Origin of the sequence: Actinomyces mediterranea (genome assembly GCF_900155595.1) — a bacterium.
GTDB classification, from domain to species: Bacteria; Actinomycetota; Actinomycetes; order Actinomycetales; family Actinomycetaceae; genus Pauljensenia; species Pauljensenia mediterranea.
The window spans coordinates 1-15,458 of the sequence record NZ_FTPB01000002.1; the positions used below are offsets into that span (position 1 = coordinate 1).

Annotated in this window: 11 protein-coding genes; 3 read left to right on the forward strand and 8 right to left on the reverse strand. The window is 64.0% G+C overall.

The genetic code is table 11. The features are described from left to right. Window positions 1-297: 297 nt before the first annotated feature. From BQ7471_RS00030 to BQ7471_RS00045, 4 genes are all read right to left on the reverse strand, one after another. Complete coding sequence (locus BQ7471_RS00030; protein WP_076463249.1) at window positions 298-1,725, reverse strand: NAD-dependent malic enzyme; 1,428 nt, start codon at window positions 1,723-1,725, stop codon at window positions 298-300. A 249-nt stretch (window positions 1,726-1,974) separates the two neighbouring features. Continuing rightward, on the reverse strand, window positions 1,975-3,078 hold the full coding sequence (locus tag BQ7471_RS00035) for a substrate-binding domain-containing protein (RefSeq protein ID WP_076463251.1): 1,104 nt from the start codon (window positions 3,076-3,078) through the stop codon (window positions 1,975-1,977). Window positions 3,079-3,157: 79 nt separating this feature from the next. Further along, a complete protein-coding gene (locus BQ7471_RS00040) occupies window positions 3,158-4,405 on the reverse strand; it encodes a sugar ABC transporter permease (protein ID WP_076463253.1) in 1,248 nt (415 codons plus the stop codon). Window positions 4,406-4,443: 38 nt separating this feature from the next. Continuing rightward, window positions 4,444-6,000 carry a sugar ABC transporter ATP-binding protein gene (locus tag BQ7471_RS00045; protein ID WP_076463256.1) on the reverse strand — a complete coding sequence of 519 codons (1,557 nt, stop codon included), beginning with the start codon at window positions 5,998-6,000 and terminating at the stop codon, window positions 4,444-4,446. A 184-nt stretch (window positions 6,001-6,184) separates the two neighbouring features. Here BQ7471_RS00045 and BQ7471_RS00050 point away from each other — a divergent pair, with 184 nt between their 5' ends. Both BQ7471_RS00050 and BQ7471_RS00055 read left to right on the forward strand, forming a co-directional pair. Further along, window positions 6,185-7,375: an ROK family transcriptional regulator gene (locus tag BQ7471_RS00050; RefSeq protein ID WP_076463258.1), complete on the forward strand. Its 1,191-nt coding sequence runs from the start codon at window positions 6,185-6,187 to the stop codon at window positions 7,373-7,375. Beyond that, window positions 7,372-8,130 carry an ATP-binding cassette domain-containing protein gene (locus BQ7471_RS00055; RefSeq protein ID WP_076463260.1) on the forward strand — a complete coding sequence of 253 codons (759 nt, stop codon included), beginning with the start codon at window positions 7,372-7,374 and terminating at the stop codon, window positions 8,128-8,130. Before BQ7471_RS00050 ends, BQ7471_RS00055 begins: the two co-directional genes overlap by 4 nt. 52 nt (window positions 8,131-8,182) lie before the next feature. Here the strand turns inward: BQ7471_RS00055 and gatB are convergent, their stop codons facing one another. Genes gatB through gatC form a run of 3 tightly spaced genes read right to left on the reverse strand, consistent with a single transcriptional unit; the run spans window position 8,183 to window position 11,480 of the window. After that, window positions 8,183-9,679, reverse strand: coding sequence for an Asp-tRNA(Asn)/Glu-tRNA(Gln) amidotransferase subunit GatB (gatB, locus tag BQ7471_RS00060; RefSeq protein ID WP_076463262.1), 1,497 nt, complete (start codon window positions 9,677-9,679; stop codon window positions 8,183-8,185). After that, window positions 9,679-11,184: an Asp-tRNA(Asn)/Glu-tRNA(Gln) amidotransferase subunit GatA gene (gene gatA, locus BQ7471_RS00065; RefSeq protein WP_076463265.1), complete on the reverse strand. Its 1,506-nt coding sequence runs from the start codon at window positions 11,182-11,184 to the stop codon at window positions 9,679-9,681. Before gatA ends, gatB begins: the two co-directional genes overlap by 1 nt. After that, the gene (gatC, locus tag BQ7471_RS00070; protein ID WP_076463267.1) at window positions 11,184-11,480 is read right to left on the reverse strand and encodes an Asp-tRNA(Asn)/Glu-tRNA(Gln) amidotransferase subunit GatC; all 297 of its coding nucleotides are present in this window, start codon (window positions 11,478-11,480) and stop codon (window positions 11,184-11,186) included. Before gatC ends, gatA begins: the two co-directional genes overlap by 1 nt. A gap of 90 nt (window positions 11,481-11,570) precedes the next feature. Between gatC and BQ7471_RS00075 the strand changes: the two genes are divergently transcribed. Next, window positions 11,571-12,836 (forward strand): phospholipase D-like domain-containing protein, encoded by a 1,266-nt coding sequence (locus BQ7471_RS00075; protein WP_076463269.1) that lies wholly within the window; start codon window positions 11,571-11,573, stop codon window positions 12,834-12,836. A gap of 6 nt (window positions 12,837-12,842) precedes the next feature. Here BQ7471_RS00075 and ligA read toward each other — a convergent pair whose 3' ends face one another. Then, on the reverse strand, window positions 12,843-15,458 hold the full coding sequence (ligA, locus tag BQ7471_RS00080) for an NAD-dependent DNA ligase LigA (RefSeq protein WP_076463271.1): 2,616 nt from the start codon (window positions 15,456-15,458) through the stop codon (window positions 12,843-12,845).

Consider the following 15,458-nt stretch of genomic DNA (forward strand, 5'->3'; position numbering starts at 1 on the left):
AAAACAAACAAACAACACACTATCGAGTTCACAAACAACACCCCACACCCCCAGCCACCACCCACAACAAGCAGCAACCACAAGAGCCAGGCACACCACCACAACCACAACAGGCCACAGCGACAAACCAAAACAATACCCACCACCCCCCACACCGTCAAACCCACACCACGTAACCTCCACCACACCACCACACAAATCGGCTGTGTGCCACTGACCGAATACGACTTCCCCCGCTGTTCACCGATTCGTCATGCTGTGAACGGCGGGGAAAGCGAGAGGAATGATCCACCTTCGTCAGCGACGATCCACGTCCTCCTGGACGGGGATGTCGAAGGTCGGCAGGTCACGGACGGCCTGTCGAACCGCGCGCGACACCGCGGGAGCGACGCGCTCGTCGAAGACGCCGGGGATGATGTAGTTCGGCGACAACTCCTCTTCGGAGATGACGCTGGCGATCGCGACGGCCGCGACACGGAGGACCTCGGTGGTGATCTCCTTGACCTTCGCGTCGAGCAGGCCTCGGAAGAGTCCGGGGAACGCGAGGACGTTGTTGATCTGGTTGGGGAAGTCGGAACGACCCGTCGCCACGACCGCCGCGTGTTCGCCCGCGCCGATCGGATCGACCTCGGGGGTCGGGTTCGCCAGGGCGAAGACGATGGCATTGGGCGCCATCGTGGCGATGTCCTCGGGGTCGAGAATGTCGCCGTGAGACACTCCGATGAAGACATCGGCGTCAATGAGCCCCTCCTTGAGGGAGCCGTGAACGAGGCGCGGATTCGTCGCTTCGGCGAGTGCCTTGCGCGAGGGGTGCATCCCCTCGGTGTCATCCGCAGCGAGCGCTCCGCTTCTGCCGTAGCCGACAATGTCGCAGGCGCCCTGGGCGAGCAGGAGACGGATGATCGCATTGCCCGCCGCCCCGACTCCGGAGACGACGATGCGCACGTCTTCGATCTTCTTGTCGACGAGTTTGAGGGCATTGATAAGGGCGGAAAGCACCACGATCGCTGTGCCATGCTGGTCGTCGTGGAACACCGGGATATCGAGTTCGGCGCGCAGGCGCTCTTCGATTTCGAAGCATCGCGGCGCGGAGATGTCCTCGAGGTTGATGCCGCCGTATGCGGGAGCGATCGCTTTGACGATCGAGATGATCTCCTCGGTGTCCTTCGTATCGAGCACGACGGGCCACGCGTCGACACCGCCGAACTCCTTGAAGAGGACGGCCTTGCCCTCCATTACGGGCAGAGCCGCTTCAGGGCCGATGTCGCCCAGGCCGAGGACCGCAGTGCCGTCAGAGACGACCGCGACCGTGTTCGACTTCATGGTGAGCATGTGGGCCTTTTGAGGCATGTCGTGGATCGCCGTGCACACGCGAGCGACCCCCGGCGTGTAGGCGCGGGACAGGTCATCGCGGTTGCGCAGCGGCACTTTCGAGCGCACTTCGATCTTGCCCCTGATGTGCGACATGAACGTCTGGTCGGCGGTCGACGACAGGGACACGCCCTCGAGGTCGCGCAGCAGCGCACGGACTTCGCGACGGTGTTCGGAGTCGCGCAAATCAACCGTGAGATCGAGGGTGATATGTCCGCGATTCGAGTCTGCGACGTCGAGGCCCTTGACCTCTGCGCCCGTGTCCGATACCGCGTCGATGAGGGTTGCGATTGAGGACACGGCCTCGTCAATGTCGAGTCTGAATGACGCTGTGTATGAAGGAGAGGTACGCATATCAACCTTTAGCGAAGCGGCCCCGGGGCCGCGGCGGATTCAAGACGTTTCAAGCCTAAGGACTTTCGCCCCCCTCCCGCGAGAGGTATACGCCTCGTGGACACGGCGCAGGCGTTGACCTTGCCTACCGAAGGCCCCGGACACGCGGCTTCGTCCCCGGCAATAAGGGTGGTGGCCCGGATATGCATCCGGGCCACCACCCCCATTAGTCCCCACTCCTGCTCACAGGGTCAGAGGGTCCAGCGCCGCCTACTGGAGGAGGTCGAGACGAGTCTGATCGTCCTTGAAGACATCCTTGATATTCGCTTTCGTCACAACGATCGGGTCGAGTGCGTAGACGGCGATGTCGGCCTTGCCATTGGCGACCCTCTCGCTCGGTTCGGGCAGCTTCTCGCCCTTTTGGAGGATCTGGATGAGTTCAACCGTCTTACCGACGAGAGTCTGTGTGGGCTTGGCGACGGTGGAGTACTGACGCCCCTGCCACACTGCGATCACAGATTCGTTCTCGGCGTCGAGGCCGGTGACGACCGGGAGCTCTTGACCCGCCTGCTCAGAGGAGGTGAGGATCGCGCGGGCGATGCCGTCGTTCGGGGACAAGACGCCGTCGATCTTCTTATCGGCGTAGAAGCCAGAGAGGAGAGAGTCCATGCGGGACTGCGCCTTCGAGTTGTCCCAGTCGGGGGTCGCCGCCTGGGTGAAATCGGTCTGACCGGAGACGACGGTGAGCGTCCCATCATCGATCTTCGGCTGCAGGACGTTCATCGCCCCGGTGAAGAAGTTGGGGGCGTTGGGGTCTGCGGGGCCGCCCCCGAAGAGTTCGATGTTGTAGGGTCCATCACCCTTGAGTTCCTTGAGGCCCTCGAGGAGGGACTGTCCTTGAAGTTCGCCCGTGCGCACCGAGCCGAACTGCACGACGGCGTCGACCGAGGCGGTATTCTCGATGAGGCGGTCGTATCCGATGACCGCGACGCCCGCCTCCTTCGCCTTGTCGAGGACGGAGCCGAGTTGTGTGCCGTCGATCGGTCCAACGACGATGGCCTTGGCTCCTTGTTCGATCATCGCCTCGATCTGCTGTTGCTGCTGGGGGACCTTCTGATCCGCCGTCTGGACGAGGGGCTTGAAACCGGCGGCGGCGAGTTGTTCGGTGAACATCTGCTCCGCCTCCTTCCAATTCTGCGTGCCCAGCCACGGCAGCGCGACACCGATGGTGGCGTCTGCGGGGAAGCCCGCGCCCGCGGCGCCGCCGTCGGCCGAGTCAGCGGATGCGCCTTCGCGACCGCCGCCGGAGCAAGCGGCGAGGACGAGGGCGGTCGCCGCCGCACATGTGAACAGGCCTGTCAGTATTTTCTTCATGAGAATTCCTTTCGGATTCGGGCTCTCGACCGGACGGTGGTCTCACCGCCCGTATGTGATGGGGTCGGGCTTGGAGGACTCAGGACGGTTGAGCCGCAGTGGCGTTACGATCCTGTTTGGAGGAGCGGAGCCCCTTTGTGAGTTGGCCCATGATGGAGGGGCGCCCTTGCTGCTTGTTGTAGACATCGAATGCGACAGCCGCGAGCAGAACCAGCCCTTTGATGACCTGGGTCTTATCGGCGCCGACGCCCATGAGCATGAGGCCATTGTTGAGAACGGCCATGACGAGGCCGCCGATCATGGAACCGACGACGGTGCCGATCCCGCCTGAGACCGCTGCGCCTCCGATGAAGACCGCTGCAATGGCATCGAGTTCCCACATGTTCCCGTCGGAGGGGCCTGCGGAAGTCGCGCGCCCGACGAATAGGATGCCCGCGAGGGCGGCGAGGAAGGACATATTGACCATGACGAGGAAGTACGTCCTCGCCGTGTTGACACCCGACAGAGCGGCCGCCGCTTTGTTACCGCCGACGGCGTAGATGTGACGGCCGAAGGCGGTCCGCTGAGTAATGACGTGGTAGACGATGACGAGGATGACGAGGATGAGGCCGGGGATCGGGAAGGAGGTGCCAGGTCGCCCGTGTCCGAAGAGGAAGATGAGGTAGCCGATGACGACGGAGATGAGGACGGAGCGGACGATCGGCACCCAGACGGGCATGTCCCCGCCGTGCGCGAGGGCGCGGGCGCGCCTCTTGAACTCGCTCCACACGAACCATGCAATGGCGATGATGCCGAGCAGCAGGGTCGAGTTATTGAGCTGCGTCCACGCCGGACCCCATTCGGGAAGGTAGCCCGCGCCGAGGAATTTGAACTCATCGGGGACGGGAACAGAGATCGAGTTGGAGATCCAGATGACGCCACCGCGGAAGATCATCATGCCGGCGAGGGTTGTGATGAAGCCGGGGATACCGACTTTTGCGAGCCAGAATCCGTGCCAGGCGCCAATGGCGACGCCCATGAGGATACCGACGACGAAGGCGAGCCACCATGGCAGGCCGATGTCTCTGATGGTCAATGCCATCACCATGGAGACGAAGCCCGCGACGGATCCGACGGACAGGTCGATCTGTCCGATGACGATCACCATGACCATGCCGATGGCAAGGATGAGGACGTAGGCGTTACCGGAGATGAGGTTCTGGAAGTTCGACGAGGTGAGCATGCGCCCGCCGGACACTATTTCGAAGGCGATGACGAGGGCGAGCAGTGCAAGGACCATGGTGTACTGCTGGAGATGACCCCCGAAGACCTGTTTGAGGCTTTTCATGTGTAGAAGGCTCCTTGTTGTGGGATGTCGTCCGGCGTTCAGGACGCTTTGGCGGGGTTGGAAGTGCGCAAGGTGGTCATGCGGCGCATGAGGGACTCTTGGGTGGCCTCGGACCGGTCCATGACCCCGGTGATCTCGCCCTCGCAGATGGTATAGATGCGGTCGCAGATCCCGAGCAGTTCGGGCAACTCCGAGGAGATCACGACGACGCCCTTGCCCTCGTCGGCGAGAACGTGGATGAGCTTGTAGATCTCATACTTCGCTCCGACGTCGATGCCTCGCGTCGGTTCGTCGAGGATGAGGACCTTCGGGTCGGGGAACATCCACTTGGCGAGGACGACTTTCTGCTGGTTGCCACCCGAGAGGGTGACGACACCGGTGTCGATGGAGGGCGCTTTGATTCGCAGGTCCTCCCGGTACTTCTCGGCGACGCTCGCCTCCTCTCCCCGATCGAGGAGCCCATTGCGGATGACGTCTTTGAGATTGGCCGACACAATGGTATGGCGGATCGAATCGAGCAGGTTGAGTCCGAGCGTCTTGCGGTCTTCGGGGACGTAGGCGATCCCCTTGTTGATGGCTTGCGAGACGTTGTGCAATTCGACGACCTCGCCGTCGAGTTCGATCGTGCCGGAGACGAATGTGCCGAAGGAGCGACCGAAGATGGAGCGCGCCAGCTCGGTGCGCCCCGCCCCCATGAGTCCCGCAAAGCCGACGATCTCACCGGCTCTGACGAAGAATGAGGAGTTCTTGGCGAGCATGCGCCCAGGAATGATTCCCGACTCGACGTTCCAGTCGCTCACCTTGAGCAGGACCCTGCCCGGGTGGGAGTCATGATCGGGGTAGCGGTTCTCGATGGAGCGTCCGACCATTGCCCGGATGATCCGATCCTCGTCGACTTCGCCCGCAACGACGTCGTAGGTCTCGACGGTCTTTCCATCGCGGATGACGGTGACGGCATCGGAGACTTGGGCGATCTCTCCGAGCTTGTGGGAAATCATGAGGCAGGTGATGCCCTTGGACTTGAATTCCTTCATCAGGGCGAGGAGGTTCTGGGAGTCCTCCTCATTGAGCGCCGAGGTCGGCTCGTCGAGGATGAGGAGTTTGACGTCCTTCGACAGGGCCTTGGCGATTTCGACGAGCTGCTGTTGGCCGACGCCGAGATTCTTGATGGGGGTTGCCGGGTCGGCTTCGAGGCCGACCCGCGTGAGCAGGTCGAAGGAGCGCGATCTGGCAACGTCCCAGTCGATGAGCCCGTGGGAGACGGTCTCCGACCCCAAGAAGATGTTCTCCGCGATCGACAGCTCCGGGATGAGTGCGAGTTCTTGGTGGATGATGACGATGCCGGCCTTCTCCGAGGCCTTAATATTCGGGAATGTCACCTCGCTGCCCTCGAAGAGGATCCTCCCGGAGTAGGTGCCGTGCGGGTGGACTCCCGACAGGACTTTCATGAGCGTCGACTTGCCTGCGCCGTTCTCACCGCAGATCGAGTGGATGTCGCCTCGTCGCACCTTCATCGTAACGTCGTCAAGGGCTCGAACGCCCGGGAATTCTTTGACGATGCGCTGCATTTCGAGGATGACGTCGCCGCCTACCATCGCGCCTCCATTTCAAGCGGGGCGAGCCGCGTCGCTCGCCGTCGACACGACACTACTTGTCTTCACATCTTGAAGTCACGACTTAAATCCAACCGTAATCCAATCGTTACGATCATGAACCCAACCGAGCGAAGTGCCGTAAAACAGCGAGTAAACGGCGGCTTCACCCTGATAATCTGAGCCCGTGTCCCCATTCAACGGTGCGATCGGATCGCAATCCTCCCTTCGTGAAGCGAACTCTGCGCGCATCATCGAAGCGATCAAGCACTACGGGCAGATCACCCAAGTCGAGCTCGCAGCGGTCACGAGCCTCTCCCCTGCGACGATCTCCAATATCGTCAAGCAACTCGTCGCCAATAACATCGTCCAGACCGACACGACGATCCGCTCGGGCAGGCGGGCGCAACTCGTGTCAATGGCGGTATCGAATGGGCTATCCGTCGGCGTTCAGATCGGACATCGCCATCTCGCCCTCGAGATCTCCGATGAAACGCACGAAGTGACGGCCCACCACCGCCTCCCCCTCCCCGCCCAACACCGCGTCGACACGACGCTCGACCGCGTCGCACTCCTCGTCATGGAACTCGCCGAAGAAGTGGGGTCCTCCCTCGAATCGATCAACTCCATTGGTGTGTGCCTCCCCGCCCCCATCGACCCCGACACGGGGATTACCGACAAGCTGTTGTGCCTGGAAGGATGGGACAACCTCAATATCCGCGATGTCCTCGGAGCCCGGCTTCAGCGCCCCATCATCGTTGAGAACGACGCGAACGCCGGCGTCGTCGGAGAATCCCGCTTCGGCGCACTGCGGGGCATCAATGACGCCCTCTACATCCACGCTTCGCGTTCGATCGGCGCAGGGATCCTCGTCGGTGGCCGCATCCACCACGGATACAGGGGGATGGCGGGCGAGATCAGCCATGTCCAAGTCGACCCCAATGGCCTCGTCTGCCGTTGCGGAGCGCGCGGATGCCTCGAAACAATCGTCGGAGTCGACGCCCTGCTATCCCTGCTGCGCCTGCACGGCACTGCGCGCTCCCTGTCCGACCTCGTCGCCGCCGCACAAGCAGGCGACGTCGGCTGTCGACGCATCATCTCCGACGCAGCGACGACCATCGGCAATGCCATCGCCGACCTCGCCATCGTCTTCGCCCCCAAACGGATCGTCTTCGGCGGGGACCTCCCGGCGACCGGTGACCTGTTCTTCAACCCGATCCGCGACATCTTCTCCAAACGTCCCGCGATCCCCCCCGATGTCGACATCGTCGCCTCATCACTCGACGGGCGCGCAGAAGTCCTCGGTGTACTCGCCCTCGCGCGAGATGCATTCCAAACCTCGCCAACCCGCTCACCCCTACTCGGAGGCACGCCATGACCCGCGAAACACCAGTGCTGGAACTGCGCCGAGTCTCCCGCTTCTTCGGAGGAGTCCGTGCCCTCATCGACGTCGATCTGACCGTCCACAGGCACGAAGTCGTCGCCCTCGTCGGAGACAATGCGGCTGGAAAGTCCACTCTCGCCCGCACCGTCGCCGGGGTCTACCGGCCGACCTCAGGCATGATCCTCCTCGACGGTGAGCCGGTTGCCATCCCCACTCCGCGCGCAGCGTTCCAACTGGGAATCGCAACGGTCTTCCAAGAACTCGCGCTGTGCAACAATCTCGATGTCGCCGCGAATATCTTCTTGGGCAGGGAGATCAACTCCCGGAGCAAACTCCTCGACCAGGGGACGATGGACGCCCAGGCACGCGCCTACCTCGATTCCCTGTCGAGCCGCATCCCCGACGTCCATACACCCCTACATCAGCTCTCTGGTGGGCAGCGTCAATGCGTGGCGATCGCGCGCACACTCGTCGCCGATCCGCGCCTCGTCATCCTCGATGAGCCCACCGCATCCCTGTCAGTGTCACAGACTGCCGATGTGCTCACCCATGTCGCTGGCCTGCGCGATCTGGGGCTCGGCGTCATCCTCATCAGCCACTCCATCACCGATGTGCGCGCCATCGCCGACAGGATCGTCGTCCTGCGCCACGGCCGCGTCAACGGGGTATTCGACGCTGACGAAGCCAGCGCCGAAGAGATCATCGCAGCGATCACAGGCGCCACCCTCTACGCCCCGCGCACCCCATGACACGCCATGGGCCCGCCGACTCACGCCGACGGGCCCACGAGCACAGCGGGGATCAGACCCCGACCATCTCCATGATCAACTCACGCACGCGCGCAGCATCCGCCTGACCGCGCGTCGCCTTCATGACGGCGCCGACGAGGGCGCCCGCCGCCTGGACTTTACCGCCCTTGATCTTGGCGACCACATCCGGATTTGCATCGAGCGCCTCGTGAACCGCCGCCGTTAGCGCCCCCTCATCGGAGACGACCTCTAGGCCTCGGGCTTCGACGACCTCGGTCGGCGACCCCTCACCCGCCAACACTCCTTCGAGCACCTGACGGGCAAGCTTGTCATTGATGCGACCGGAGTCGATGAGCTCCTGGAGTTCGGCGACCTGGGTCGGGGTCACCGGCAAATCCTCAAGAGCGGACTCCTGTTCCTTCGCGCGGCGCGACAATTCGCCCATCCACCATTTGCGGGCGGATGCGGGATCCGCGCCCGCGCCGACCGTCGCCTCGATGAGCTCGACTGCGCCCGCGTTGATCACGTCGCGCATCTCCATCTCGGCGAAGCCCCACTCCTCGCGGAGCCTGCGGCGTTTGGCGACCGGGAGCTCGGGAAGGGAGGCTCGCAGCTGCTCGACCCACTCGCGCGAGGGCGCCACCGGCACGAGGTCCGGTTCGGGGAAGTAGCGGTAGTCCTCAGCGTCGGACTTCTCACGCCCCGACGAGGTCGATCCGTCGCCCTCGTGAAAGTGGCGAGTCTCCTGAACGATAGAGCCACCGGCGGCGAGGATCGCCCCCTGACGCTGCATCTCGTAGCGCACAGCGGCTGTGATGCCGCGGAAGGAGTTGACGTTCTTCGTCTCCGATCGTGTGCCGTAGGGCGCATCGGGGTTCGGGCGCAGCGACACATTGACGTCGGCGCGCACATTGCCGCGCTCCATGCGGGCCTCGGACACGCCTAGCGCGCGGAAGATGTCACGCAGCGTCTGAACGTAGGCGGCGGCGACCTCGGGGGCGCGCTCTCCTGCACCCTCGATCGGGCGGGTGACGATCTCAACGAGGGGGACGCCCGCCCGGTTGTAGTCGACGAGGGAGTGGTCGGCGCCGTGGATGCGTCCGTCGACACCGCCGACGTGCGTGTTCTTCCCGGCGTCCTCCTCCATGTGTGCGCGTTCGATCTCGACGCGGAACATGGTGCCATCCTCGAGCTCCACATCGACCCAGCCGTCGTAGGCGATCGGCTCGTCGTACTGGGAGGTCTGGAAGGCCTTCGTCAGGTCCGGGTAGAAGTAGTTCTTGCGCGCGAAGCGGCAGTACTCAGCGATCTGGCAGTTGAGGGCCAATCCGATGGTAATGGCGTATTCGACGGCGGTCTTGTTCACCACGGGGAGGCAGCCGGGTAAACCGAGCGACACCGGGGTGACGTGGGTGTTGGGGTCCCCGCCGAAGGCGTTCGGCGCGGAGTCGAACATCTTCGTCGCGGTGCCGAGTTCGACGTGGACTTCGATGCCGAGGACGGGGTCGAAGTTCTTCACGACATCGGCGTAATCCATGAGCTCGGTCATCACTTCTCCTCCCAGGTCGCAGCCGGGCACGCCGACGCGACATCATCACTGAGGGTCTCCACCAGCCGGGCGACCTCGTACATCCGCAGGTCGGAGCGCGCGGGCGCAATGATCTGGAATCCGATGGGAAGCCCCTCGGAGCTGATCGCGTTGGGAACGCTCATCGCGGGAACGCCCGCGAGGTTCGCGGGGATCGTCGCCACGTCATTGAGGTACATCGCCATCGGGTCGTCGATCTTGTCGCCGAACGTGAAGGCTGTCGTCGGGGCCGTCGGGGAGACGAGGACGTCCACCTGTTCGAAGACGCGATCGAAGTCGCGCTGGATGAGGGTGCGGACCTTCTGGGCGCTGCCGTAGTAGGCGTCGTAGTATCCGGCCGACAGGACGTGAGTGCCCAAGATGATGCGGCGCTTCACCTCGTCGCCGAAACCGGCCTCGCGGGTGGCCGCCATGACGGTGGCGGCGGTGACGGGTCCCTCTGTCGGCTCGACGCGGATGCCGTAGCGCATACCGTCGAAGCGCGCGAGATTCGACGACACTTCGGCGGGCATGATGAGGTAGTAGGCGGCAAGGGCGTAGTTGAAGCTCGGGCACGACACCTCGACGATCTCGGCACCGGCCTCGCGCAGCGCGTCCACCGTCGCGGTGAACGCGTCGAGAACGTCGTCCTGATAGCCCTCTCCGGTCAGTTCGGCGACGACGCCGACGCGCAGCCCCTCGATGCGCCCGTCGGCGCCCACGCGCGACACGGCGTCAATGAGGGCGGGAACCGGCTCGTCCAGGGATGTCGAATCGAGCGGATCATGACCGCTGATGAGTTCGGTCAGCACTGCAGCGTCGGAGACCGTGCGGGTAACCGGGCCGATCTGGTCGAGCGAGGACGCCATCGCGATGAGGCCGTAACGGGACACCTGCCCGTAGGTCGGCTTCGCACCGACGGTTCCTGTCACGGAGCCGGGCTGGCGAATGGAACCACCCGTGTCGGAGCCCAGGGCGAGCGGTACCATGAAAGCGGCGACCGCAGCCGCAGAGCCTCCGCCCGAGCCTCCGGGGATGCGCTCCACATCCCACGGGTTGAGGGTCGGTCCGAAGGCGGAGTGCTCGGTGGACGACCCCATGGCGAACTCATCCATATTCGTTTTGCCGACGATCGGGAGCCCAGCCTTGTGGATCTTCTCGATTACGGTCGCGTCATAGGGGGGCCGCCAGTCGCCGAGGATCTTCGACGCGCAGGTCGTCGGGATGCCCCGCGTCACTATGTTGTCCTTAATGGCGATCGGAATGCCCGCGAGCCGGTGGAGGCTCTCGCCGGCGCTGCGGCGGGCGTCGACATCAGCCGCCGTTGCCAGGGCACCCTCACGGTCGACGTAGAGGAAGGCGTTGATCGTCGGGTTGAGCGCGTCAATGCGACCAAGGCACGCCCTCGTCAGCTCGACCGAGGTGGTCTCACCCGCGGCGAGCATGTCGGCGAGTTCGAGCGCCGACTTCTTCAACAGGTCGTTCATCAGTCCTCCCCCAAGATCTGCGGAACCAGGAACATCCCGTCTTCAGAAGCGGGCGCTTGGGCGAGGACTTCATCTCGGTCCACGACCCGGGCCACCACGTCGTCGCGCCACACATTCGTCAGCGGGATCGGGTGCGAAGTGGCGGGGATATCGGGGGTCGCGACCTCGGACACCTTCGCCACGGATGTGGCGATGACATCGAGTTCTCCGGCGAATCTCTCGATCTCCTCTTGGGTCAATGCGATATGGGCCAGCCCGGCAACGCGGGCGACCTCGTCAGTACTGATGCGTGACATGATCCGCATCCTACTCGGACAACGGCCGCCTCCGCGCCCGCCTCCGCAGATAAGACGCACTCGGCCATGGCGAGCGACTAGAGTGTGCCCATGGGCTGGCGGCGTTTCTCTCTGATCAATCAGGACACGTGGACCCTCGCGAAGAAAGTCGGCGTCGGGATCCTCATCGCCCAGACGACCGCGATCGCCGCGATTCACGCCATCGACTACACGCGCAAGCAGCGCGTGCCCGGCGGACGCCACGGCTTCCCGACTCTCGCCCCGGCGGACACGCCCGTCTCGCAGAACACGGTCCGCACCTACACCGAGGGGAATTCCCTTTACACCGACATGCTCGATGCGATCAATAGCGCCGAGCGCCACGTCTTCTTCGAGACCTTCATCTGGCGCGCCGACGACTGGGGTCAGCGCTTCAAAGACGCCCTCATCGCCGCAGCCGAACGCGGCGTCGACGTGTTCTGCGTGTACGACGGGTTCGGAGTCCTCAACCAAGACCCCTGCTTCTACCGATTCCCCGACCTTGCCCATCTGTGGGTGCGTCGCTTCCCGACGATCCGCTCGGGACTATTCACCCTCAATCTGCGCAACACCGGTCAGGATCATCGCAAGATCCTCGTCGTCGACTCCACAGTCGGATTCGTCGGCGGATACAATATCGGAGACGCTTTCGCGAATGAGTGGCGTGATACGCATGTGCGCGTCACCGGCAACGCCGTGTGGGAACTCGAGAACGGCTTCGTCGATTTCTGGAACCACTACCGCCCCAGGCACTCACCGCGCCTGCCCGACAGGGGCGCGAAGAAATGGCAGGCGGAAGTCACCGCCGCCTTCAACATGCCCCAGCGCATTCTCTACCCCATCCGCGGCATGTACATCGACGCGATGGAGAGGGCGACCGACCACATCCTCATCACCACCGCCTATTTCATCCCCGATAAGGAGATCCTCCAGGCCCTCATCGCCGCAGCCAAACGCGGCGTCACCGTGAAGGTTCTCATCCCCGAGTACTCCAACCATATTCTCGCAGACTGGGTAGCCCGTCCCTACTACGGCTCCCTCATCCGTGAGGGCATTGAAATCTGGCTGTACCAGCATGCGATGGTTCACTCGAAAACGATGACCGTGGACGGGAAGTGGTCGACGATCGGAACGGCGAATATTGACCGTCTGTCGATGCGCGGCAACCATGAGGTCAATATGCAGTTCTTCTCCACCGACCTCGCCGCGCGGATGGAGGAGATCTTCGCGAATGATCTGACGACCGCCCGGCGCCTCACCATCGACGAGTGGGAGGGGCGCACCCTGCTGACCCGTTTCACCGAACGCCTCCTCCACCCCTTCGAATTCATGGTCTGAAGCGGCTCACCCCTCCCCGATAATGGGCGTCACCGCGTCGATGCCCCCGTCGAGGAGCACCTGGAACTGGTCCGCCTCGATGCGGGGGACGCCCAGGGAGATCGCCTTCGTCCTCTTCGATCCCGCTCCCTCTCCCGTGACGACGAGGTCCGTCTTCTTCGACACGGATCCGGTGGGCTTGCCTCCGCGCATGCGGATCGCCTCTTTCGCGCCCTCGCGGTCGAAGCCCGGCATCGTTCCGGAGACGACGATGGTGAGGCCCGCAAGATTCTGGTCGAGCGCCGCACTCGTGTCTTCGTCGGCCATGCGCACACCCGCAGCAGCCCACTTGTCGAGGATCGTCCGGTGCCACGGCTCGTGGAACCAGGAGGCCAGGGAGTGCCCGATGACCTCGCCGACGCCGTCAATGGAGGCGAGTTCCTCGATGGAGGCGGCGCGGATCTGCTCCATCGACGGGTGCGCGGATGCGACCGCTCGCGCCGCAATCGGCCCAACGTGGCGGATCGACAGTGCGATGAGGATCCTGGCGAGGGGCTGGCTCTTCGCCTTGTCCAACTCGGCGAGCATCACGGTGAGGGTCTTGAGTGGGCTCGACGGCTGCGCCTCATAACGGTGGTCGATGTTGATCGGATCCCACACGGGTTTCGTCGGGTCGGCGAGGGGCGCTTCGAAGGAGTCGCCGAGGAAGTGGGCGAGGTCGAGTTCGTGTCCCGCCGCCCTCGCCTCGTCCACGCGCGTGCGCGCATCGGCCCGGATCTGTGCGGGGCTGCGCTTTTTGAAACCTTTCGACCAGAAGTAGTGGACGTACTGCCAATCCCCCGTTTCCACCTGTACGCGCTTGCGGGTCGCAGGCGCGTCACCATCGCCCGAGCCGGGAGATGTCTCGATGATCTGCCAGTGAAGGATGGGGCGCCACACGTATACGTCCTTCACATCATCCTCGCGCAGATCGAAGATATCGCCCTCGGACGTCAAGACGGGAGACTGTGCGGGGGGCAGCAGCTTCTCGGCGCGGGCGAGTTGATCAGCGTGGCCCAGACCGTCCGCTGTATCGAGGCTCAGCGCGCGGCCGTTCTCAAAGAACACCCTGTGGCCTGCGACGAGGGCCGCCGCCGCCGCCTCGCGGTTCGTCTCCGGCTGGGTGAGGGCGAGTGCGGCCTCGTCGCCGAGTCCTTCGACGTCGAGTGCCGAACGGGCACCCAGGTGGGCGATGCGCTCCGTGATCTGGGCGGGACACGCGGACTTATTGGGGCAGCGCACATCGATGTCGCCCTCTTTTTCCTCGACGAGGGCGGTTCCGCAGGCGGGGCACCGGGTCGGCATGACGAAGGGGCGTTCCGACCCGTCGCGGGCCGCCTCGACGGGGGCGACGATCTCCGGGATGACATCGCCGGCCTTGCGCAGGACGACGAGATCCCCGATGAGGACGCCCTTGCGCGCGACTTCCTTCGCATTGTGCAGCGTCGCCCGCGATACATTGGAGCCGGACACGTATACGGTCTCCATGACGCCGTAGGGGGTGACGCGCCCCGTCCTGCCGACCTGGACGCGGATGTCGAGCAGACGGGTGTGGACCTCTTCCGGGGGGAACTTGTAGGCGACCGCCCACCTCGGCACGCGAGATGTCATTCCGAGGGACCGCTGCGCGTCGAGGTCATTGATCTTGATGACAACGCCGTCGATCTCGTGGAGGAGCGAGTGGCGCTCGGCTCCGATCTGCTCGATGCGCGACACGATGGCGTCGGGGCTCGAGACGAGGGTTGTGTACGGGGAGACCGGCAGGCCCCAGTCCCGCAGCTGCTCGTACCAGCCGAAGAGGGTCGTCGGCGGGGAGAAAACCCCGTCTCCTGCGCTCGCACTCAAAGCGTCCGAGTCCCCGGGCGCGGCCTCGACGAAGCCGACTCCGTGGGCGATCATCGCGAGGGGCCGCTTCGCGGTCTCGGCAGCGTCTTTTTGGCGCAGCGAACCGGCCGCGGCATTGCGGGGATTGACGAACGCGGGCAGCCCAGATGCGATGCGCTGAGCGTTGTACTCCTCGAAGTCTTTGACGGGGAAGTAGACCTCACCGCGGACCTCAATGCGATGGGGGACGATATCGGCGTCGAGGCGCCTGGGGATGGCGTCGATCGTCTCGATATTCGCGGTGACATCCTCACCGACGAAGCCATCCCCGCGGGTCGCCGCTTGGACGAGGACGCCGTCGACGTAGAGGAGGTTGACAGCGAGACCGTCGATCTTGGCCTCCGCCGTCATTTCCACGCCGGTCGTATCGAGGTCGCGGTGCACGCGATCCTCCCATTCAGCGAGTTCCTCATAGGAGAATACGTCTTCGAGGCTCGTCATCTGTTGGAGGTGTCGGATGGAGGCGAAGGTCCCGCTGGCCTGACCACCAACGGACTGAGTGGGCGAATCCGCCCCGGCGAGTTCGGGGTGGGCGCGCTCGATGAGTTCAAGTTCGCGGAACATCCGATCGTATTCGGCATCCGACAGTGTCGGGGCGTCCGAGCCGTAGTACTCGCCGCGAGCGCGCTCGATCCGCTCAACCAGGTTGTCGTAGCGGCGACGGGTGGCGCACCATTCATCGGAGGAGGCCGACGGCGCGCTGGAGGGGGAATCGCTCAT

What these genes read in the sequence shown, in the direction of transcription:
- BQ7471_RS00030 (WP_076463249.1), bottom strand. Translation starts at nt 1,725, where the DNA reads ATGCGTACCTCTCCTTCATACACAGCGTCATTCAGACTCGACATTGAC.
- BQ7471_RS00055 (WP_076463260.1), top strand. Translation starts at nt 7,372, where the DNA reads ATGACCCGCGAAACACCAGTGCTGGAACTGCGCCGAGTCTCCCGCTTC.
- gatB (WP_076463262.1), bottom strand. Translation starts at nt 9,679, where the DNA reads ATGACCGAGCTCATGGATTACGCCGATGTCGTGAAGAACTTCGACCCC.
- BQ7471_RS00075 (WP_076463269.1), top strand. Translation starts at nt 11,571, where the DNA reads ATGGGCTGGCGGCGTTTCTCTCTGATCAATCAGGACACGTGGACCCTC.
- BQ7471_RS00035 (WP_076463251.1), bottom strand. Translation starts at nt 3,078, where the DNA reads ATGAAGAAAATACTGACAGGCCTGTTCACATGTGCGGCGGCGACCGCC.
- BQ7471_RS00040 (WP_076463253.1), bottom strand. Translation starts at nt 4,405, where the DNA reads ATGAAAAGCCTCAAACAGGTCTTCGGGGGTCATCTCCAGCAGTACACC.
- gatC (WP_076463267.1), bottom strand. Translation starts at nt 11,480, where the DNA reads ATGTCACGCATCAGTACTGACGAGGTCGCCCGCGTTGCCGGGCTGGCC.
- ligA (WP_076463271.1), bottom strand. Translation starts at nt 15,458, where the DNA reads ATGAGCGATTCCCCCTCCAGCGCGCCGTCGGCCTCCTCCGATGAATGG.
- BQ7471_RS00045 (WP_076463256.1), bottom strand. Translation starts at nt 6,000, where the DNA reads ATGGTAGGCGGCGACGTCATCCTCGAAATGCAGCGCATCGTCAAAGAA.
- gatA (WP_076463265.1), bottom strand. Translation starts at nt 11,184, where the DNA reads ATGAACGACCTGTTGAAGAAGTCGGCGCTCGAACTCGCCGACATGCTC.